General features: G+C 45.0%; 14 protein-coding genes, 6 tRNA genes, 4 rRNA genes and 1 other annotated feature (1 of these 25 only partly in view). Of the genes, 23 read left to right on the top strand and 1 reads right to left on the bottom strand.

Features of this window, described 5'->3' with window-relative positions; translation table 11 throughout:
* The 10 genes from BQ9856_RS16775 to ltrA all read left to right on the top strand — a co-directional run.
* Window positions 1–72 (top strand): 16S ribosomal RNA (locus tag BQ9856_RS16775); it begins 1,460 nt to the left of the window's first position.
* A gap of 323 nt (window positions 73–395) precedes the next feature.
* Window positions 396–513, top strand: a 5S ribosomal RNA gene (gene rrf, locus BQ9856_RS16770).
* A 454-nt stretch (window positions 514–967) separates the two neighbouring features.
* Window positions 968–1,511, top strand: a sequence feature (23S ribosomal RNA rRNA prediction is too short).
* Between the two features lie 136 nt (window positions 1,512–1,647).
* Window positions 1,648–1,719 (top strand) — tRNA-Ala (locus BQ9856_RS24920).
* Between the two features lie 786 nt (window positions 1,720–2,505).
* Window positions 2,506–2,623, top strand: a 5S ribosomal RNA gene (rrf, locus tag BQ9856_RS16765).
* A 7-nt stretch (window positions 2,624–2,630) separates the two neighbouring features.
* Window positions 2,631–2,704 (top strand) — tRNA-Ile (locus BQ9856_RS16760).
* A gap of 82 nt (window positions 2,705–2,786) precedes the next feature.
* Window positions 2,787–2,858, top strand: a tRNA-Ala gene (locus BQ9856_RS16755).
* 366 nt (window positions 2,859–3,224) lie between these two features.
* A 23S ribosomal RNA gene (locus BQ9856_RS16750) occupies window positions 3,225–6,111 on the top strand.
* Window positions 6,112–6,212: 101 nt separating this feature from the next.
* Window positions 6,213–6,285, top strand: a tRNA-Gly gene (locus tag BQ9856_RS16745).
* 362 nt (window positions 6,286–6,647) lie between these two features.
* Window positions 6,648–6,884 carry a hypothetical protein gene (locus tag BQ9856_RS16740; protein ID WP_077612057.1) on the top strand — a complete coding sequence of 79 codons (237 nt, stop codon included), beginning with the start codon at window positions 6,648–6,650 and terminating at the stop codon, window positions 6,882–6,884.
* An 855-nt stretch (window positions 6,885–7,739) separates the two neighbouring features.
* Window positions 7,740–9,032: a group II intron reverse transcriptase/maturase gene (ltrA, locus tag BQ9856_RS16735; RefSeq protein WP_077612056.1), complete on the top strand. Its 1,293-nt coding sequence runs from the start codon at window positions 7,740–7,742 to the stop codon at window positions 9,030–9,032.
* A 380-nt stretch (window positions 9,033–9,412) separates the two neighbouring features.
* Here the strand turns inward: ltrA and BQ9856_RS24600 are convergent, their stop codons facing one another.
* The gene (locus BQ9856_RS24600) at window positions 9,413–9,652 is read right to left on the bottom strand and encodes a hypothetical protein (RefSeq protein ID WP_077612055.1); all 240 of its coding nucleotides are present in this window, start codon (window positions 9,650–9,652) and stop codon (window positions 9,413–9,415) included.
* Between the two features lie 284 nt (window positions 9,653–9,936).
* On the opposite strand from BQ9856_RS24600, the gene BQ9856_RS16725 reads away from it, so the two are divergent.
* The 13 genes from BQ9856_RS16725 to BQ9856_RS16665 all read left to right on the top strand — a co-directional run bounded on the left by BQ9856_RS16725 (window position 9,937) and on the right by BQ9856_RS16665 (window position 19,913).
* The gene (locus tag BQ9856_RS16725) at window positions 9,937–10,536 is read left to right on the top strand and encodes an AAA family ATPase (RefSeq protein ID WP_442855539.1); all 600 of its coding nucleotides are present in this window, start codon (window positions 9,937–9,939) and stop codon (window positions 10,534–10,536) included.
* A 115-nt stretch (window positions 10,537–10,651) separates the two neighbouring features.
* Complete coding sequence (locus BQ9856_RS16720; protein ID WP_235839237.1) at window positions 10,652–11,260, top strand: L,D-transpeptidase family protein; 609 nt, start codon at window positions 10,652–10,654, stop codon at window positions 11,258–11,260.
* Between the two features lie 138 nt (window positions 11,261–11,398).
* The gene (locus BQ9856_RS16715) at window positions 11,399–12,574 is read left to right on the top strand and encodes an aminotransferase class I/II-fold pyridoxal phosphate-dependent enzyme (RefSeq protein ID WP_077612054.1); all 1,176 of its coding nucleotides are present in this window, start codon (window positions 11,399–11,401) and stop codon (window positions 12,572–12,574) included.
* The gene (locus tag BQ9856_RS16710; protein WP_077612053.1) at window positions 12,571–13,050 is read left to right on the top strand and encodes a VanZ family protein; all 480 of its coding nucleotides are present in this window, start codon (window positions 12,571–12,573) and stop codon (window positions 13,048–13,050) included. The genes BQ9856_RS16715 and BQ9856_RS16710 overlap by 4 nt, the downstream gene beginning before the upstream one ends.
* Window positions 13,016–13,762: a tRNA pseudouridine(38-40) synthase TruA gene (gene truA, locus BQ9856_RS16705; protein ID WP_077612052.1), complete on the top strand. Its 747-nt coding sequence runs from the start codon at window positions 13,016–13,018 to the stop codon at window positions 13,760–13,762. The genes BQ9856_RS16710 and truA overlap by 35 nt, the downstream gene beginning before the upstream one ends.
* Window positions 13,763–13,786: 24 nt before the next feature.
* Window positions 13,787–14,965, top strand: coding sequence for a cation diffusion facilitator family transporter (locus BQ9856_RS16700; RefSeq protein ID WP_077612051.1), 1,179 nt, complete (start codon window positions 13,787–13,789; stop codon window positions 14,963–14,965).
* A gap of 77 nt (window positions 14,966–15,042) precedes the next feature.
* The gene (locus BQ9856_RS16695) at window positions 15,043–15,621 is read left to right on the top strand and encodes an RNA polymerase sigma factor (RefSeq protein ID WP_077612050.1); all 579 of its coding nucleotides are present in this window, start codon (window positions 15,043–15,045) and stop codon (window positions 15,619–15,621) included.
* An 8-nt stretch (window positions 15,622–15,629) separates the two neighbouring features.
* Window positions 15,630–17,096 carry an anti-sigma-I factor RsgI family protein gene (locus tag BQ9856_RS16690; RefSeq protein WP_077612049.1) on the top strand — a complete coding sequence of 489 codons (1,467 nt, stop codon included), beginning with the start codon at window positions 15,630–15,632 and terminating at the stop codon, window positions 17,094–17,096.
* Between the two features lie 88 nt (window positions 17,097–17,184).
* Window positions 17,185–17,257 (top strand) — tRNA-Gln (locus BQ9856_RS16685).
* Window positions 17,258–17,482: 225 nt separating this feature from the next.
* Window positions 17,483–17,554 (top strand) — tRNA-Gln (locus BQ9856_RS16680).
* 179 nt (window positions 17,555–17,733) lie between these two features.
* Entirely contained in the window at window positions 17,734–18,459 is a 726-nt protein-coding gene (locus BQ9856_RS16675; protein ID WP_077612048.1) for an acyl-[acyl-carrier-protein] thioesterase, read from the top strand.
* Window position 18,460: 1 nt separating this feature from the next.
* Window positions 18,461–19,300: a CvfB family protein gene (locus BQ9856_RS16670; protein ID WP_077612047.1), complete on the top strand. Its 840-nt coding sequence runs from the start codon at window positions 18,461–18,463 to the stop codon at window positions 19,298–19,300.
* Between the two features lie 28 nt (window positions 19,301–19,328).
* The gene (locus tag BQ9856_RS16665; RefSeq protein ID WP_077612046.1) at window positions 19,329–19,913 is read left to right on the top strand and encodes a class I SAM-dependent methyltransferase; all 585 of its coding nucleotides are present in this window, start codon (window positions 19,329–19,331) and stop codon (window positions 19,911–19,913) included.
* Window positions 19,914–20,196: the final 283 nt, after the last annotated feature.

Below are 20,196 nucleotides of genomic sequence, written 5' to 3'. Positions count from 1 at the left end.
GCGGGACTGATAACTGGGGTGAAGTCGTAACAAGGTAGCCGTATCGGAAGGTGCGGCTGGATCACCTCCTTTCTAAGGAAGAAGAAGTAGGCATTGAACACTTAACGAGGTATTACCGAGTTTAGTGTGAAAGCCCACCCGAACACTTAATGAAGCGAAGCTGAATTTAGTGAGAGTGGTGAGGGTTTTAGATACTGTTGAGTCTTATGTTCGCAAAGTGAGGAATGATTGCGGAGAAAGGTACAGAATGGAGTACGGGAAAGTTTACTTTTACGGACGGAAGGCTGTGACTTACTCCATAAGCATCGCAGATGCGACCGAGAAAACCGTAGGTTTTGGAGGTGCAATCATGGACCAGGCTAACTAAATAAAGAACACCAAGAAGACAAAATCTTTCTGGTGCCGATGCGCTTAGGGGAGACACCCGTTCCCATCCCGAACACGATGGTTAAGACTTAAGCGGCCGATGGTACTATGCTGGAGACGGCATGGGAGAGCAGGTGGGTGCCAGATTACATTAAAAAAATCACTCTCAGGAGTGTTTTATATAGAACGGACACGTTCCAATGGGTGGAGAAAAAGGCGAAGCCTGTGTGAAAGAATGTGTTAACCTGATCCAGCAGGGAAATGCTGTTTTATATAGCTGGTTTTTACCAGTGATTCGTGGGTTCAAACAGATTGAGCTTTCGAATGACTGATAAACTTCAGTCACAGTGGTGCTGTTAGAAGCGGCACCGCGCACGTACCTTGAAAACCACATATTGAAATATATCTAGATAGAGTCTTTATATATAAAGACAAAATCAAGACATCCGAGGTGTTACATCGAAAGATGTAACCAAACAATAACTCGTTAAAGTAACCGTAACGTACGGTGAAATAACAACCTAAGACCAGAGATACAACGCTATGTATCTTAGATCCAAGCCCGCACCCGCAGGCGAAGATCGATTGGTTAAGCTAATAAGAGCACAAGGTGGATGCCTTGGCACTAAGAGCCGATGAAAGACGTGATAAGCTGCGAAAAGCTTCGGGGAGGAGCAAATATCCTTTGATCCGGAGATGTCTGAATGGGGAAACCCAGCTGAGCAAACCTCAGCTGTCGTATGGTGAATCCATAGCCATACGTCGGGAACCCGGGGAACTGAAACATCTAAGTACCCGGAGGAAAAGAAAGAAAACTCGATTTCCAAAGTAGCGGCGAGCGAAATGGAAGGAGCCTAAACCGTCATGCGTGCATGGCGGGGTTATGGACTGCAATAAGTGAGACGATTTGTTACCAGAACGGTCCTGGAAAGACCGGCCATAGAAAGTGAAAGCCTTGTATGGGAAAGCAATAGTCAGCGAGCAGGATCCAAAGTACCACGAGACACGAGAAACCTTGTGGGAAGTCGGAGGGACCACCCTCCAAGGCTAAATACTACTTAGTGACCGATAGCGCATAGTACTGTGAAGGAAAGGTGAAAAGGACCCCGGGAGGGGAGTGAAAGAGAACCTGAAACCCTGTGTTTACAAGCTGTGGAACCACATTTTAAGTGGAACCGCGTACTTTTTGTAGAACGGTCCGGCGAGTTACCGTTACTGGCAAGGTTAAGCACTCAAGGTGCGGAGCCGAAGGGAAACCAAGTCTTAATAGGGCGATTANATGGGGTGTAGCTCAGTTGGGAGAGCACCTGCCTTGCAAGCAGGGGGTCAAGAGTTCGAATCTCTCCATCTCCATTCGGTGCTGTTACGAAGCGGCACTTCGAAAAGCTAACGCTTTTCTCAGTCACGGCGTTTTACGCCTATACAATGAAATACAAAACTGCTTATGAAAGCAAGCTTTCAACACAGTTTTCCATTCCATTGTGCACGCTTCTGGTTGCATCGCGCATGTACCTTGAAAACCACATATTGAAATATATCTAGATAGAGTCTTTATTAATAAAGACGACATCAAGACATCCGAGGTGTTACATTGAAAGATGTAACCAAACAATAACTCGTTCAATTACCGTGACGTACGGTAAACGAACAACCTAAGACCAGAGATACAACGCTATGTATCTTAGATCCAAGCCCGCACCCGCAGGCGAAGATCGATTGGTTAAGCTAATNGGAGCTGCCGAAGGCGGGACTGATAACTGGGGTGAAGTCGTAACAAGGTAGCCGTATCGGAAGGTGCGGCTGGATCACCTCCTTTCTAAGGAAGAAGAAGTAGGCATTGAACACTTAACGAGGTATTACCGAGTTTAGTGTGAAAGCCCACCCGAACACTTAATGAAGCGAAGCTGAATTTAGTGAGAGTGGTGAGGGTTTTAGATACTGTTGAGTCTTATGTTCGCAAAGTGAGGAATGATTGCGGAGAAAGGTACAGAATGGAGTACGGGAAAGTTTACTTTTACGGACGGAAGGCTGTGACTTACTCCATAAGCATCGCAGATGCGACCGAGAAAACCGTAGGTTTTGGAGGTGCAATCATGGACCAGGCTAACTAAATAAAGAACACCAAGAAGACAAAAGATTTCTGGTGCCGATGCGCTTAGGGGAGACACCCGTTCCCATCCCGAACACGATGGTTAAGACTTAAGCGGCCGATGGTACTATGCTGGAGACGGCATGGGAGAGCAGGTGGGTGCCAGATTACATATGGGCTTATAGCTCAGCTGGTTAGAGCGCACGCCTGATAAGCGTGAGGTCGGTGGTTCGAGTCCACTTAAGCCCATTGGATTATCACACTGTAGTAAACCAGATAAAAGTAAATATAGGGATTGCCTTTACAGGGTAGACCCGCATCCAAGTATTATGGGGTGTAGCTCAGTTGGGAGAGCACCTGCCTTGCAAGCAGGGGGTCAAGAGTTCGAATCTCTCCATCTCCATTCGGTGCTGTTACGAAGCGGCACTTCGAAAAGCTAACGCTTTTCTCAGTCACGGCGTTTTACGCCTATACAATGAAATACAAAACTGCTTATGAAAGCAAGCTTTCAACACAGTTTTCCATTCCATTGTGCACGCTTCTGGTTGCATCGCGCATGTACCTTGAAAACCACATATTGAAATATATCTAGATAGAGTCTTTATATATAAAGACAAAATCAAGACATCCGAGGTGTTACATTGAAAGATGTAACCAAACAATAACTCGTTAAAGTAGCCGTAACGTACGGTGAAATAACAACCTAAGACCAGAGATACAACGCTATGTATCTTAGATCCAAGCCCGCACCCGCAGGCGAAGATCGATTGGTTAAGCTATAAAGAGCACAAGGTGGATGCCTTGGCACTAAGAGCCGATGAAAGACGTGATAAGCTGCGAAAAGCTTCGGGGAGGAGCAAATATCCTTTGATCCGGAGATGTCTGAATGGGGAAACCCAGCTGAGCAAACCTCAGCTGTCGTATGGTGAATCCATAGCCATACGTCGGGAACCCGGGGAACTGAAACATCTAAGTACCCGGAGGAAAAGAAAGAAAACTCGATTTCCAAAGTAGCGGCGAGCGAAATGGAAGGAGCCTAAACCGTCATGCGTGCATGGCGGGGTTATGGACTGCAATAAGTGAGACGATTTGTTACCAGAACGGTCCTGGAAAGACCGGCCATAGAAAGTGAAAGCCTTGTATGGGAAAGCAATAGTCAGCGAGCAGGATCCAAAGTACCACGAGACACGAGAAACCTTGTGGGAAGTCGGAGGGACCACCCTCCAAGGCTAAATACTACTTAGTGACCGATAGCGCATAGTACTGTGAAGGAAAGGTGAAAAGGACCCCGGGAGGGGAGTGAAAGAGAACCTGAAACCCTGTGTTTACAAGCTGTGGAACCACATTTTAAGTGGAACCGCGTACTTTTTGTAGAACGGTCCGGCGAGTTACCGTTACTGGCAAGGTTAAGCACTCAAGGTGCGGAGCCGAAGGGAAACCAAGTCTTAATAGGGCGAATGAGTCAGTAAAGGTAGACCCGAAACCGGGTGATCTACCCATGTCCAGGTTGAAGCTGCCGTAAAAGGCGGTGGAGGACCGAACGCACATCCGTTGAAAAGGGTGGCGATGAGGTGTGGGTAGGGGAGAAATTCCAATCGAACCCGGAGATAGCTGGTTCTCCTCGAAATAGCTTTAGGGCTAGCCTCGTATTAGTCTGCCGGAGGTAGAGCACTGAATTTCCTAGGGGGCGTCAAAGCTTACCAAAGAATATCAAACTCCGAATGCCGGCCAGATGATGTACGGGAGTCAGACTGCACGAGATAAGTTGGGCAGTCAAAAGGGAAAGAGCCCAGACCACCAGCTAAGGTCCCAAAGTGCGTGTTAAGTGGAAAAGGATGTGGGATTTCAGAGACAACTAGGATGTTGGCTTAGAAGCAGCCACACATTCAAAGAGTGCGTAATAGCTCACTAGTCGAGAGGTCCTGCGCCGAAAATGTCCGGGGCTGAAACACGACACCGAAGCTGTGGAATCAGAAATGATTGGTAGAGGAGCATTCTTAACGCACAGAAGCATTACCGTAAGGAGATGTGGAGTGTTAAGAAGAGAGAATGCCGGAATGAGTAGCGAGATGGAGGTGGGAATCCTCCAGGCCGAATATCTAAGGTTTCCAGAGTAAAGCTGATCTGCTCTGGGTAAGTCGGGGCCTAAGGCGAGGTCGAAAGACGTAGCCGATGGACAACAGGTTGAAATTCCTGTACCGCATATCATCAGAACTGTGGGGACACAGAACCGAGGGAGAACCCGGGAATGAAAAGACCGGGGCAAGCATTGGACTGGTTAAGCCGGAAAATCCGCTTAGCAACAGGAAGGTGTGATGCGTACCGAACAAAAGTAGGGAAGTCTCTGTAGGGGCTGTCAAGAAAAGCCGCTATTGTGTGATATGTGCCCGTACCGTAAACCGACACAGGTGGATGAGGAGAGAATCCTAAGGCCGGCGGGAGAAGCATTGTTAAGGAACTCGGCAAAATGACCCTGTAACTTCGGGATAAAGGGTGCCTGGGAAACCAGGCCGCAGAGAATAGGCTCAAGCAACTGTTTAGCAAAAACACAGGTCTATGCAAAACCGAAAGGTGAGGTATATGGGCTGACGCCTGCCCGGTGCTGGAAGGTTACGAGGAGGGGTTAGCCGTAAGGCGAAGCTCTGAATTTAAGCCCCAGTAAACGGCGGCCGTAACTATAACGGTCCTAAGGTAGCGAAATTCCTTGTCGGGTAAGTTCCGACCCGCACGAAAGGCGTAATGATTTGAGCGCTGTCTCGACAATGCACCCGGTGAAATTGAAATACCAGTGAAGATGCTGGTTACCTGCGCCAGGACGGAAAGACCCCATGGAGCTTTACTCCAGCTTGATACTGGGATTCGGTACTGCATGTACAGGATAGGTGGGAGGCTATGAAGCAAGGACGCCAGTCTTTGTGGAGCCGATGTTGGGATACCACCCTTGCGGTATTGGATTTCTAACCTGCAGCCATGACCTGGCTGGGGGACAATGTCAGGCGGGGAGTTTGACTGGGGCGGTCGCCTCCGAAAGGGTATCGGAGGCGCTCAAAGGTTCCCTCAGAATGGACGGAAACCATTCGAAGAGTGCAAAGGCATAAGGGAGCTTGACTGCGACACCGACGGGTGGAGCAGGTAGGAAACTAGGACTTAGTGATCCGGTGGTATAAAGTGGGATTGCCATCGCTCAACGGATAAAAGCTACCCTGGGGATAACAGGCTTATCACTCCCAAGAGTTCACATCGACGGAGTGGTTTGGCACCTCGATGTCGGCTCATCGCATCCTGGGGCTGTAGTAGGTCCCAAGGGTTGGGCTGTTCGCCCATTAAAGCGGTACGCGAGCTGGGTTCAGAACGTCGTGAGACAGTTCGGTCCCTATCCGGCGTGGGCGTAGGATATTTGAGAGGAGCTGTCCTTAGTACGAGAGGACCGGGATGGACTGACCTCTGGTGTATCTGTTGGCGATCAAAGCCATGGCAGAGTAGCCAAGTCGGGAAGGGATAAACGCTGAAGGCATCTAAGCGTGAAGCCCCCCTCAAGATGAGATATCCCATCGCAAGAGTAAGACCCCTTGAAGACGACGAGGTAGATAGGGCAGAGGTGGAAGCATGGCAACATGTGTAGCTGACTGTCACTAATAGGTCGAGGGCTTAACCAGGTTGGTTTAGGTAAGAGGAAAAGAACGGATGAAGAAGATATATAACAATGTGTGGTTTTGAGGGTATATGCCCGACAAAAGAAGAAGATAAGATGTAATAAGCGCGAGTGGCTCAGTTGGTGGAGTACGACCTTGCCAAGGTCGGGGTCGCGGGTTCGAGTCCCGTCTCGCGCTCTTTAATTTTTTAATGTTTATTGGGAGGTCCAGGTTTTGGACCCCTCTTTTTGTTTACATAAGATAATTTAAACAGATTATGCAGACCGGGCAATGGAAGAAGGCCTTCATGTGATTGGTGGAAAGTGATATTACTGGATCAGAACGGCAAGTGGTAACGGAGCGGTAACGTCTGCACCAGATCATAATGAAGCACTGCAGTATTATGAATTAAAGGATTCAGAATTTTAAAGCATGGATATACTCATTTTCACACCTTGTCTTCCTGTCCCATATAATGTAATGTAATTATAATTGAAAGGGTATGAAATTTATGTGTTGCTTTAATTGCGGATTTTGTAGGTGTAATTGCAGGCGTGACCGTGATTGGGACCGTGATTGGGATCGTGACAGGGACCGTGACAGGGACCATGACTGGGATCGGGACAGAGATAGAGACCGGTGCAAACGGGAGAAAAAAGAAGCTTACTGGGCTGGTTTCAGAGATGGCTGCAGAAATGCTCCATGCCGTCAGTGGAATGAAGACGAAGATGATGACTGTGACTGCGATTAAGACAAGATGGGCTGGAGCCTTCAGGAGATTAAATCGTCCGTCTTGAAATATAGTGGATTAAGAAGGCTTTGGATTAGCGCCACGACAGATGTGCACTTTAATATTAGAACAATGGACAAGAAAATGTGGTAGATAATTTATGGGCAGACATCCTGTGTTTTGAGTACGGCTTTTTAATAAATTCGAGCGTATGGCACGAAGAATAATGTGTTTCACAGGGAAAGCGGCTGCCCTTTTATAGAATATAGAAATACCAGGAAATCACGTATTTACAAGGAATCTCGGTATTTACTGATATTATCGTTATTTCATGATTTCGAGTTCGGGTCCCGTCTCGTGCTCTTATTATTTTAAAAATCAGAAGCGAATTTCCAGGTTGGAGATTCGCTTTTTTAAGTGTGCCAAGCATGGCACTAATCTAGTCAGTGAAAGTCTGACCACGGGTATTTACCGCCAAGTGTAGCGGAGCGCAAGTTGGTGTCAGTAATGGCATAGATGAAGGAAGCGCATAGCAAAGTTCTTGAGCCTACGAACAGAAACTTGATAAGGCGATGAGGTGGGTAAGGTTGCTTAACAAACCGAAGCCCAAAAGGTAAACGTATAACCAAAATTGTAAATCAAGAGGTTGTGGAATGAAAGATTAGTGTCTTACCTTGGGAGACCCTACCCACACATTGAAAGATGTGGTCGAAAAAGGTTTAGGGAGGGAGTCAGATGATGTCATAGTAGGCGTAACAGCTGAAGGACTGAAACGATTTATAGTACAAATCGTTATTAAGAGAATGGTGCATAAACCAGAAATCAGATGGATGGGAAAAGTAGGAACGTAACCGAGGAATACTGTGTATATCGAGAGGGGTGCTATGCATAAATTTTGTAATAATCAGAGGAGTAACAACGAATGGAATTAATAGATGTGATTACATCAAAAGAAAATCTAAACAGAGCCTATAAGAAAGTAGTGGCAAACAAAGGGGCAGGGGGAGTTGATGGAATGATAGTTGAGGAACTTGGTGCATACATCAAGGAAAACAAAGATGAAATTGTCCAGTCAATCAGAAACCGAACCTATATGCCAAAGCCAGTACGCAGAGCTTATATTCCGAAAGATAATGGAAAAATGAGACCATTAGGAATTCCAACAGTCTTAGATAGAGTAATACAACAAGCGATTGCTCAGCCCATTATAGATATCTATGAAGAACTATTCAGTGAGTTTAGTTATGGCTTCAGACCAGGAAGAAGTTGTCATGATGCCATAAAACAAGCACTGGAGTATCTGAATGAGGGATATGAATGGGTAATAGACATTGATATAGAGAAGTTCTTTGATAAAGTAAATCATGACAAATTAATTCAAATTCTTAGAGAAGAAGTAAATGACAGTACTACATTGAACCTGATTCGGAAATACCTGAAAGCGGGAGCAATGGAAAAAGGACTAGAGAAAGCTACAACAAGCGGAGTGCCACAGGGCGGTCCCCTTTCAGTTGTACTATCTAATGTATATCTTGATAAATTAGATAAGGAACTGGAGCAAAGAGGACTTCGTTTTACAAGGTATGCTGACGATACAATGGTGTTCACCAAAAGTGAAATGGCAGCCAATAGAGTGATGAAATCCATCACAGATTGGATAGAAAGAAAACTTTTTCTGAAAGTAAATGCAACCAAAACAAAAGTAGTCAGACCAACAAGAAGTAAATATCTTGGATTCACCTTCCTGAATCACGGTGGTAAATGGAAAGTAAAACCTACCACAGAAAAGAAAAAGAAGCTAAAGCAGAAATTGAGTGAATATCTCAAAAGAAACAAAGCTATCGCACGTCCACTTGCAATAACCATTAAGCGAGTGAATGAAGTAGTCAGGGGATGGATTAATTACTTTAGAATCGGAATGATGAAAATGTTCATGCAAGAGTTTGGAGCATGGCTTAGGCACAAGATAAGAGTGATTGTTATAAAGCAATGGAAAACACCTAAGACAATATATAGAAATCTATGCTATCTCAATCAGAAGAATAAGAATGGATTCGATCATGAATCAATTTACAAAGTAGCAAATTCAAGGCTCGGTTGGTACAGACAAAGCGGAATGAATGTTGTGAACTTTATCATAAGTCCAGATTTGCTTGAAAATAAAATAAAGGACGGAGCTGGTTTGCTCAATCCTTTAAATTACTATCTAAGATAAGTTGGAATATAAGTTGTAGAGCCGTATACGAGACCCGTACGTACGGTTCAATGAGAGGGAGATAATTCTTAGCAATTATTTCTCTACTCTATTAGGATCATTGAATATTGGATTTAACTGTGACCCAGGTATTTGGTGATGTGATGTGCGATATTGTTTCAATTCTTGAAGCAGTAAAAATCCATTTAATTGCCATGTAAATGATTCGGTCTGAATTTTACAGAGAAAGATGGAATTCTGTAAAAAATAATCAGTATACTATAAATAATTGAATTCGTATCATGCTTCCCATTCTTTATCCCATAGTGAGATACCATAATTTCAGGAATTCCATAAATTAATGACCTATGTCCTGTATCTATGAAAGAGTTGGAGGCGTTTTATTTTTTATTTTTAAGAAAATAAATAAGAACAGCCATTAGTAGAATCAGTATTCCCGAAATGAGACAAAGAGGTATAAGGTCTCCCAGTTTTCCAGCGATAAAAATGCTTGTGGGTCCATCTGCCCCTCCAATTATTGAAATAGCCTGATTCTGCCAGTGCCTTTTAATAAAACATAATAGAAGAATCAACGCCAGTAGTGCTGCACCTGTTCCAGAGGTAAATTTATATTTTTTCATTTACGAAAAATCCTTTGAAATTTGTTTTTTCCGTATATTATAACATATACTGGAAATTTCATAAAGCAATAACTGTAAAATAATTCTGGTATGATGAGCATCCGGGAAATGTGGTATACAGGAATTTAAGAATGTGGTAAAATGCAGATGTAACAAGACAGATGAAAACGTATTGGAATCATGGAAGCCCTGCTTCTTAAAGCCCATTTTACAGCTGTGTTGAATGCAAAGAATATGATGGGGGAGATAAAGACGTTTGCTCAATAGAAGATAAGGAGGAGCGTATGTTGGAAAAGGTGATTACAATAAGCCGTGAATTTGGCAGTGGCGGAAGGGAATTGGGCATGAAGCTGGCAGAAAGGCTGGAGATCCCGTTTTATGATAAGGAGTTGATTTCTTTATCAGCGGAAGAAAGCGGTCTGGCAGAGGAGGCATTCCTTCATTATGATGAGCATATCCCGGTTCTGCTGGAGTCTTTGGAACTGAATCTTTATTCTCCATTTTCCTCTATATATGAAGTATCCATGTCGGATCAGGTTTTTCTGGCCCAATCCCGTGTCATCCGGAAGCTGGCGGACCAGGGCCCCTGCATCATTGTTGGACGCTGTGCGGACAGGATACTTAAAAACAGCGTTAACCTGTTTGTATTTGCCAGGCTGGAGGACCGCCTCAGAAGAATGAATTCTCTTGGGACCGGAGTGGAACCTGAGGTGATGGAAAGCAAAATCCGGGAAGTGGATAAAAAGAGAAAAGACTATTATCAGTATTATACCGGAAATGAATGGGGAAAGGCACAAAATTATCACCTGTGTCTGGAAAGCAGTCTGGCAGGAGTGGAAGGATGCCTAAGAGCTGTATTGGCTTATTTGAATTGTCTGCGTTAACGTAAGAGCAAAGGCAGTGTTTCAGATTCAGATTTGAGTAGAAATGTAAGAATATTGTAAATGATGGATTGGAAAATGGATGGTATAATGTTACAAAAAAGGAGTGTTTGGAATAATGACGTGTGCAGGAAAAAGAAATAAATGCCTGATAGCAATGGTATTTGCCATAGTTTTGGCTGTGTCATCTGGTATTACAGGGTATGCGGAACCTGTATCCGGACCTGGGGCAGGCATTGGTACTGCTAAATCCGTTTCGGTCAATGGCGTATCCATATATGTGAGTAAGAGGACCAAGACCCTGACCTTAAAACAGAATGGAGTTTTGATCGCAGAATATCCGGTTTCTCTGGGAGCTTCATCATCGGAAGGAAATAAAAAGGTGGAAGGTGACATGAGAACGCCCAGCGGGGAGTTCTATGTATGCACAAGAAACGATAAAAGCGTAGCTTATCTGGCATTGGGCCTTTCCTATCCTGCCATTAAAGATGCGGAAAGAGGATTTGCAGATGGAATTATTACAGAGGCTCAGCGGGATGAAATTGTAAAGGCCAATCTGGCAGGAGAGCAGCCGCCATGGGATACGCCTCTTGGCGGAGCCATAGAGATTCATGGATGCAGGGTTCCCGACGGAACCACACATGGATGCGTTGCGGTTGATAACGATGCCATGAATGTTTTATGGAGTTACTGCAATTTAGGCGTACCGGTTACGGTAGGACCATAAGAGAAAAATTCCCCAAATATGCGGTTTCAGGCCGTTTTTGGGGAATTTTTTTATGGCTGTCCTTGTATTATAACTGCCTTTGTACTATAATAACAAAGATTATGATAAATTACGGAAAGATAGAGGTGGAGCAGCCCCATGCAGTTTGCTGAAAGAATGGACCGTTTTGGAGAAGGCATCTTTTCAAAGCTGTTGGAAATGAAAAGACAGAAAGAAGAAAAGGGAGAGCTTGTAATTGATTTAGGCGTGGGTGCACCGAATATACCGCCGGCAAAGCATATTACAGATGCTCTGTGCCAGGCGGCGGCAGATCCGAAAAATTACGTATATGCCATCAGTGACCAGAAGGAACTCCTTGAGGCCGTGGCAGCATGGTATCATAGAAGATATGGCGTGGACCTGGATCCGGCTTTTGAAATCTGTTCTCTGCTGGGCTCTCAGGAAGGGCTGGCCCATATTGCTTTATCTGTTGCAGATGAAGGTGATGTGGTGCTTGTTCCGGACCCCTGCTATCCGGTGTTTGCAGATGGACCCATGATAGCAGGAGCCAGCATTTTTTATATGTCTCAGAAAAAAGAAAATGGATATATTATAGATTTTAATGATATTCCGGAAACTGTTGCGAAAAAAGCAAAATTTCTGATTGTTTCCTATCCCAATAATCCTACAACTGTTATGGCTCCGGATTCTTTTTACGAGAAACTTATTGTATTTGCCAGGGCAAATGATATTATCGTTCTCCATGATAATGCTTACAGTGAGCTGGTTTTTGACGGCAGGGAATGCGGGAGCTTTCTTAAATTTCCCGGAGCAAAAGAGGTTGGAGTGGAATTTAATTCCCTTTCCAAAACCTATGGGCTGGCGGGAGCCAGAATTGGTTTTTGCGTTGGAAATAAAGAGGTGGTAGGCAAGCTTAAGACTCTGAAATCAAATATGGATTACGGGATGTTCCTGCCAATCCAGAAGGCAGCCATTGCGGCAATTACGGGTGACCAGTCCTGTGTGGAGGATACCAGAAGAGCGTATGAAAGCCGGAGGGATGCTCTTTGTGACAGCATGACCCGGATCGGATGGAAGATGGAAAAGCCGGAGGCAACCATGTTCGTATGGGCCAGGATACCGGAAGGGTTTCAGGATTCAACTGAATTTGCCGTGGAGCTGGTGGAAAAGGCCGGAATTTTAGTGACGCCGGGAAGCGCTTTCGGACCATCCGGAGAAGGATATGTAAGACTGGCTTTGGTTCAGGATGAAGAAGTGCTGGTCCAGGCTGCTCAAATGGTGGATAAAAGCGGTATCCTGAGGAAACAGTCATGAAAAAGAAATATATCTGGACAGCAGTGACCGTGCTTTATGTACTGTTTGTATTTTCAAACTCCATGAAGCCAGCTACGGTTTCATCGGCAGACAGCGGAAAAGTGCTAAGCTTGGCCCGGGAATTTCTGGCAGCGTCAGGGATAAGCATTCAATGGCTGACGGAGCACATAATCCGCAAAACGGGGCACTTTTCAGAGTACACCTTATTTGGAGTTTTGTTATCCGGTTGTATCCTATCTCATGGTATTGGCGGAGAAAGACGGTGGTTTATCCATTTAACAGCGGGTTATATGGTTCCGTTTGTGGATGAAACCATTCAGCTTTTTGTGAATGGAAGATCCGGCCAGATATCGGATGTATGGCTGGATTGTTCAGGAGTGGCCTTTGGTACGCTGATCGTGGCTGTCATAATGCTGACGAAGAAAAGAATGGAGAAATTATATGATAAAAAATTACCGGATGGTACTGGAATATGACGGAAGCCGCTATGACGGCTGGCAGAAGCAGGGGAATACGGAACAGACCGTTCAAGGAAAAATAGAGAATGTCTTAGAGCGGATGGTCGGACAGCCTGTGGAGGTACATGGCTCAGGGAGAACGGATGCCGGTGTACATGCATTGGCCCAGGTGGCAAATTTCCTTGGGGATGTGCAGATGCCGGAGCCGGAGATTAAGGAGTACTTAAACAAGTATCTCCCGGAGGACATTGCGGTTAAATCGGTGGAGCGTGCACCGGACCGGTTTCACAGCCGGCTTCACGCAGAGGAAAAAACTTATCTATATCGGATCGAAATGGGTGAGAGGAAACAGGTATTTGAAAGAAAATATATTTATGGTCTTTTGAAGGCTCTTGATGTGGAGGCCATGGAACGGGCTGCAGCATTTTTCATTGGAGAACACGATTTTAAGAGCTTTTGTTCCAACCGCAAAATGAAGAAATCCACGGTGAGGACCATAAAAAAAATTGAATTTGAACAGCAGGGAAGCCGCCTCTTTATACGTTATACGGGAAATGGCTTTTTATATAATATGGTCAGGATACTTACAGGGACGCTGATAGAGGTGGGATTAGGACAGCGTAAGGCGGAAGAAATGAAGGAAATTCTGGCTGCAAAGGACCGGAATGCGGCAGGCTGCACGGCACCGCCGGAAGGTCTTTTTCTGGAACAGGTCCATTATAAGGAATAGAAAAAGAGTTGGGAAAGGAGTCGTATGACGGAGTTTTTGGTAAGGACATTTGTCAGGGATTATAAAAATACGGATGACGCACAGGTGCGGACAAGGTATGGACTTATGACCAGCACAGTGGGAATCTGCTGCAATGTGATCCTGTTCGGTGCCAAGCTTTTTATCGGTCTGCTGGTGGGCAGCATCTCCGTAATGGCAGATGCCTTTAACAACCTTTCCGATGCCGCTTCCTCCATTATTGGTTTTATAGGGGTGAAAATGGCCGGAAAGCCAGCGGATGAGGATCATCCCTTTGGCCATGGCAGGGTGGAATACATTTCCGCATTTATCGTGGCATTTATCGTTATTCAGGTTGGATTTTCCCTTTTTAAAACCTCGGTCGGGAAAATGATGCATCCGGAAGAGATGACATTTAAAGCCGTATCCATTGTTATTTTGCTTCTTTCCGTCTGTATAAAGCTGTGGCTTAGTCTTTTTAACAATACGCTGGGAAAAAGAATTCAGTCTGCGGTCATGAAGGCCACGGCAGCGGATTCTCTTGGAGATGTGGTTACCACTTCGGCTACCATACTCTCGATCCTGATTTACGGAATATGGGGACTTAACATTGACGGCATTGTCGGTCTGGTCGTTTCCCTTATCGTTATGTGGGCAGGTGTGAAAATTGCAAAGGATACTCTGACGCCTCTCATTGGGGAACCGATTGACCCGAAGCTGTATGAGGAAATGACTGATTTTGTGGAAAGCTACGATGGAATTATCGGAAGCCATGATCTGATCGTACATAATTACGGTCCTTCCAGAAGCATGGCGTCCATTCATGCAGAGGTGCCGAATGATGTAAATGTGGAGGTATCCCATGAGATCATCGATAACATAGAAAGAGAAGCTTTAAAAAGATTCGGCATATTTCTGGTCATTCACATGGATCCGGTGGAAACAAAGGATTCCAGAGTCAGGGAATTTGGCTGTATGGTGGAAAATGTGTTAGAGGAAATAGATTCCAGGGTTTCATTCCACGATTTTCGTATGATAGAGGGTAAAAATCAAATTAATCTTATTTTTGACCTGGTGGTACCGAGGGAATATGACAGGAAGAAAAGGGAATGGTTAAAGGAAGAAATCACAAAGAGGGTAACTGAAAGGGATAAACGGTGCTGTCTGATCATAACGGCGGAAAGCGGTTTTGGGGTGGAAAAATAAGGAAATAAAAATTTTTCCATATTATGCAATAAGATGACAGTATTCCGCATTAACTTAGTAGAAAGGAAATCGGATCCATGTTATTTATGGGATTGATGAGCCTTGGCAGGCCTGAGGATTACGGCCGTTTGAGCGACGAAGAGCTTCTTAAAAAAGTTGCGGATGGAGACCAGGAGGCCTTTCGGCAGCTATATCAGAATACAGACCGGACAATGTACAGCTTTATCCTGTCCGTTGTTAAGCACCCCCAGGATGCAGAGGAGATCATGCAGGAGGCATATTTAAAGATATGGACTTCTGCATCAGGCTATAAATCCCAGGGGAAGCCTTTGGCGTGGATGTTTACCATTGCACGGAATCTGTGTTACATGAAGTTCCGGGAACAAAAACATGATTCGGATGTTACATTAGAGGATTTAACAGGATCAGAAACAGGAGAAGTCTGTCCGGAGATTGAGATGGCGGCGGATAAGATGGTGCTTCTTGCCGCACTTCAGCTTCTTAAGGAAGAGGAAAGAGAGATTGTTCTGCTTCATACCTCTGCGGGGATGAAGCACAGAGAAATCGCTGCCAGCCTTAAGATCCCTTTGGCTACAGCTCTTTCCAGATATAACCGTGCTATGAAAAAATTGGAAAATTATTTGAGAGAGGAGTAGGCTTTGATATGGCAGAATTTAATGGCAGACAATTGAATAGACAACAGATCGAAGCCTGCCTAAAGTCTGCGGTCTGCGACTTGACTCCCAATGTTCTTGAACGGATCGATTTAAGCACACCACAGAAAAAGGAAGAGACAGCCAGAGTGGTTTTCGCCATCAGGCGAAGGGTGATCGGTGTACTGACTGCTGCATGCCTCTGCATGATTGCGCTGGCCGGCGGAACGTATACGTACCAGAATGGAAGAGTGGACTCGGTAATTGGAATCGATGTAAATCCCAGTGTGGAATTGACCGTGAACAGAAAGAATAAGATCCTGGCAGCAGAGGCCCTGAATGACGATGCAGAAAGCATTATGAAGGATATGGATTTAAAGGGTGTGGATTTAAATGTTGCGGTCAATGCCGTGATTGGCTCCATGGTTACCCATGGTTATCTGGATGATCTGGATAATGCCATTCTCGTAACAGTATCCAATGACAGCATCAAGAAGGCTTCAAGCCTTCGTTCCGAAGTGGTAAGTGACATTCAAAATACACTGGAGGAAAAACAGCTGAAGGCGGTCGTATATGACCAGCAGGTGATTGAAGAAGATGAGGTAAAACAGCTGGCAGGTGAATATAAGATTTCTTATGGAAAGGCTTATTTCTTAAAGGAGCTGATTGCGCAGAATTCTTCTTTAACTATAGAAGACATGAAAGAACTGGCACCTCTGACCATGGAGGAGATTGCAAAAGTAATCACAGAGCGCTCTTATGCGGTGGGCGGAAAGAAGAGCGTAACGGAGGAGACAGCCCAGACACATACATCGCTGTCTGCGGCCACGGCAGAATCCAAGACGGAGGTTTCTACGACGGTGGAAGAATCTGTTACAGAAGTGCTTCCGGCCGTGACGGAAAGTCAGACCGCCTTACAGCCCTCCCAGTCTCAGATCCAGCCGACAGCCGCAACTCCTGCTGCAACAGCACAGGAGACCTCTTCGGATCAGGAGGCCGTATCGACAGAAAAAATAAAAATTGATTATGTGGATTATGAGAACGGAGTCATAATGGTTCATTTTAAGACCAAGGTGAAGTGGAAAAATCCTACTGTATCTGTAAAGGATGGAGATGGAAATACCTATTCTGCCAAGGTTGGTGATACGGATTCCGATTATTGTGAAATCAATGTGACCGGGCTTGAGGGAGCTACGGAATATACCTTTGTCCTGGGGGGCATTTCTCCCAAAATCGGGAAACAGACAACCGTAAAGGGAGTTTTTGAAACCCCTGTGATCGGAGACGGAAATGCAGATCCGGATATGACGGAAGAAGAGAGTGAAGAGACGACGCAAGCGGAGCAGACGGACCCTGCCAGGGAAAGCTCGTCTGAGACGGCGGAGAATGTGACGGAGACCGGAAAAACCGTTTCCCAGGAAGAAACCCATACAACAAAAAATCAGGAAGAGCCTGCGAAAGCGGGAAGCTCTTCCTGATGAGCTTTTTGGGAAATAAATTGTAATAAATTGTAGAAAATGCTTGACCGGAATAAAAAGCTATAGTATAATACATTCGTTGCACTGATGGGCTATCGCCAAATGGTAAGGCAACGGACTCTGACTCCGTCATTTTCAAGGTTCGAATCCTTGTAGCCCAGTGATAAAAAAACCAGTAATTACAAGAAAAATCTTGTGTTTATTGGTTTTTTGTTAATTTATATGTCAAATTAATGCTTTGATAAGTGAAATCAGAGCTAATGCTTGTCCATAGGTCATGGTGCGGATGGCTATAAAGAGGAATATATTTTATGGGCAGAGAAATCGACTTAAAAAAGGCTTGACTAATGTAGAAAGATCTTGTATAATCTTTCTTGTTGTATTGATGGGCTATCGCCAAATGGTAAGGCAACGGACTCTGACTCCGTCATTTCAAGGTTCGAATCCTTGTAGCCCAGTATCAAAACGGAACCTTTCAGGTTCCGTTTTTTGCATTATCAAGAACTGTTAAATTACTGTTAAAAGCCGGGTTTTTGATAGAATTTCTCCGGAAGACGGGGGCAGGTCTTTCGGGTTAGTATGGACAAGAGCATGAAAATGCTTTATAATGTTATATAATTTTGATGAGAGGTGTGGAATGTATACATTTGGCAGCAGGGTACGTTATAGTGAGACTGATGAATATGGAAGACTGACATTGACAGGCATCATGAATTATCTGCAGGATTGCTCTACGTTTCAGTCAGAGGATAACGGTCTGGGGATATCCTATTTGACGGGCTGCCATAAGGCTTGGTGGCTTTCCTCCTGGCAGATTGTGGTGGATCGCTACCCGGTGCTGGGCGAGGAAATTGAGATCAGTACCTGGCCCTATGATTTAAAGGGCTTTTACGGATACCGGAATTTTACGATATGCGATAAGGCAGGAGAATATCTGGTAAGAGCCAATTCGGTATGGTTTCTGTTTGATACGGAAAAGGGGCGTCCGGTAAAAATCAGGCCGGAAGATATCCGGGGATATGGGTTTGGCAGGGAAGAGCAGCTGGAAATGGATTATGCTCCGCGTAAGATCGGGATGTCTGCAGTATATGATACAAAAGAGCCGGTTATGATTGGAAAGCATCATATAGACACCAACCATCATGTCAACAATGCCAAGTATGTGGAGATTGCCAGGGAGGTACTTCCGGATGAAGTGGAGGTGACGGAACTGAGGGTTGAATATAAGAAAGCGGCAGTCTTTGGAGATGCAGTTTATCCCTGTGTAAGTCGGACAGAGGAAGGGTACACCGTTTCCCTGTGTGATGAACAGGGGGCAGCTTACGCAGTCATCTGGCTGCGGGGAACAACAGAGAGGATATAAGATGATAGAATTAGGAAAGATGCAGACCCTGACCGTGCAGAGGGTCAAAGAGTTCGGCGTGTATGTGGGAGAGGAGGAAGGCAGTGAAGTATCCGTGCTGCTTCCTAAAAAGCAGGTACCGGAAGGAGCAAAGCCTGGAGATAAGGTTGCCGTTTTTATCTATAAGGATTCCGAAGACCGGCTGATCGCCACTACTGCAGCCCCCAGGCTTCAGGTGGGTGAAACCGCTGTACTTAACGTAAAAGAAGTGGGAAAGATCGGTGCATTTCTCGATATGGGGCTTGAGAAGGATTTACTGCTTCCTTTTAAGGAACAGACCCATAAGGTCCGGCCGGGGGAGAAGGTACTGGCTGCCCTGTACATTGATAAGAGCAAGCGCCTGGCGGCTACGATGCGGGTCTATTCCCATATGAGCAACCAGTCTCCATATAAGAAGGATGATCAGGTGACCGGAATCATTTATGAAATCAATGATACTCTGGGAGCCTTTGTAGCGGTAGATAATAAATTTTACGGACTGATTCCGAAAAAAGAAGTTTTTGAAAACTACCGGGAAGGCGATGAGGTTACTGCGCGGGTCACCAAGGTAAGGGAAGATGGGAAACTGGATTTAAGCCCCAGACAGAAGGCCTATATTCAGATGGATGCCGATTCCAGCCGGGTTCTTGAGATAATTGAAACACAATTTGACGGCAGTCTGCCGTTTACGGACAAGGCAGATCCGGAGATGATCAAGCGGGAGTTTTCCATGAGCAAGAATGCATTTAAACGGGCGGTGGGACATCTTCTGAAAGAAGGTAAAATTAAGATATCGGAAAACAAGATCGAAAAGATTAAATAGCGGGAAAGCGGAAAACAGGAGGATTATTTTGGACTCGATAGACTATTATAATAAGTATGCGGCAAAGGAATTTGAAGAAACAGTAAATCAGGATATGTCAGAGATCAGGAAGGAATTTCTGGATCTCCTGGAAGAAGGTGATACCATCCTGGATTTGGGCTGCGGATCAGGCAGGGACAGCCTGGCTTTCTATGACCTGGGATACGATGTAACGCTGCTTGACGCATCGGAGGAGATGTGCAAGCTGGCAGAAATCCATACCGGTCTGGAAGTGCTTCAGATGACATTTGAAGAAATGGATTTTGACAATGTTTTTGATGGAATCTGGGCATGCGCATCCTTACTTCATATTCCGAAAAAGGAACTGTCTGACATTCTTACAAAGATAGCAAGGGCCTTAAATGATAAAGGAATCCTTTATATGTCTTATAAGCTTGGGGATTTTGAGGGATTTCGTGGAGAACGGTATTTCAGCGATTTTACGGCGGATTCCATCACGGAGCTATTGAGGGATAACGGCCGCTTTGAAATAGTAAAGCTTTGGGAAACAGAGGATATGCGTTCCGGTCATTCTGACGTCAGGTGGCTGAACGCTTTGGTGAGAAAACAATAAAATGACATAAAAATCAACAAGGCGGAGTCAGCAATTTCGACACCGCCTTGTGGTTTATGACCAAAACAGAGGAGTATCCGTCATAGGCTATCGAATATAGACAGAAATGTCCGAGCCATTCTCTTGATATTTTGACGTTTCAGTCATTTTTTTTGATGGTTATACAAATTAGCCAAAAGGCCGAAATGGATTTTGGTAAATAACAATATGGTAAAAAAAAAACAATTCGGGTATGATGATTTCAGAAACAAGGAGCCGCAGCTGTGGGGGCTGTTGGTTCAGA

The sequence above is a fragment of the Clostridium sp. Marseille-P2415 genome (genome assembly GCF_900155545.1).
Classification (GTDB): Bacteria; Bacillota; Clostridia; order Lachnospirales; family Lachnospiraceae; genus Lacrimispora.
Note: the sequence above shows the minus strand (reverse complement) of the source record. Positions and strands in the feature narration are given on the sequence as shown.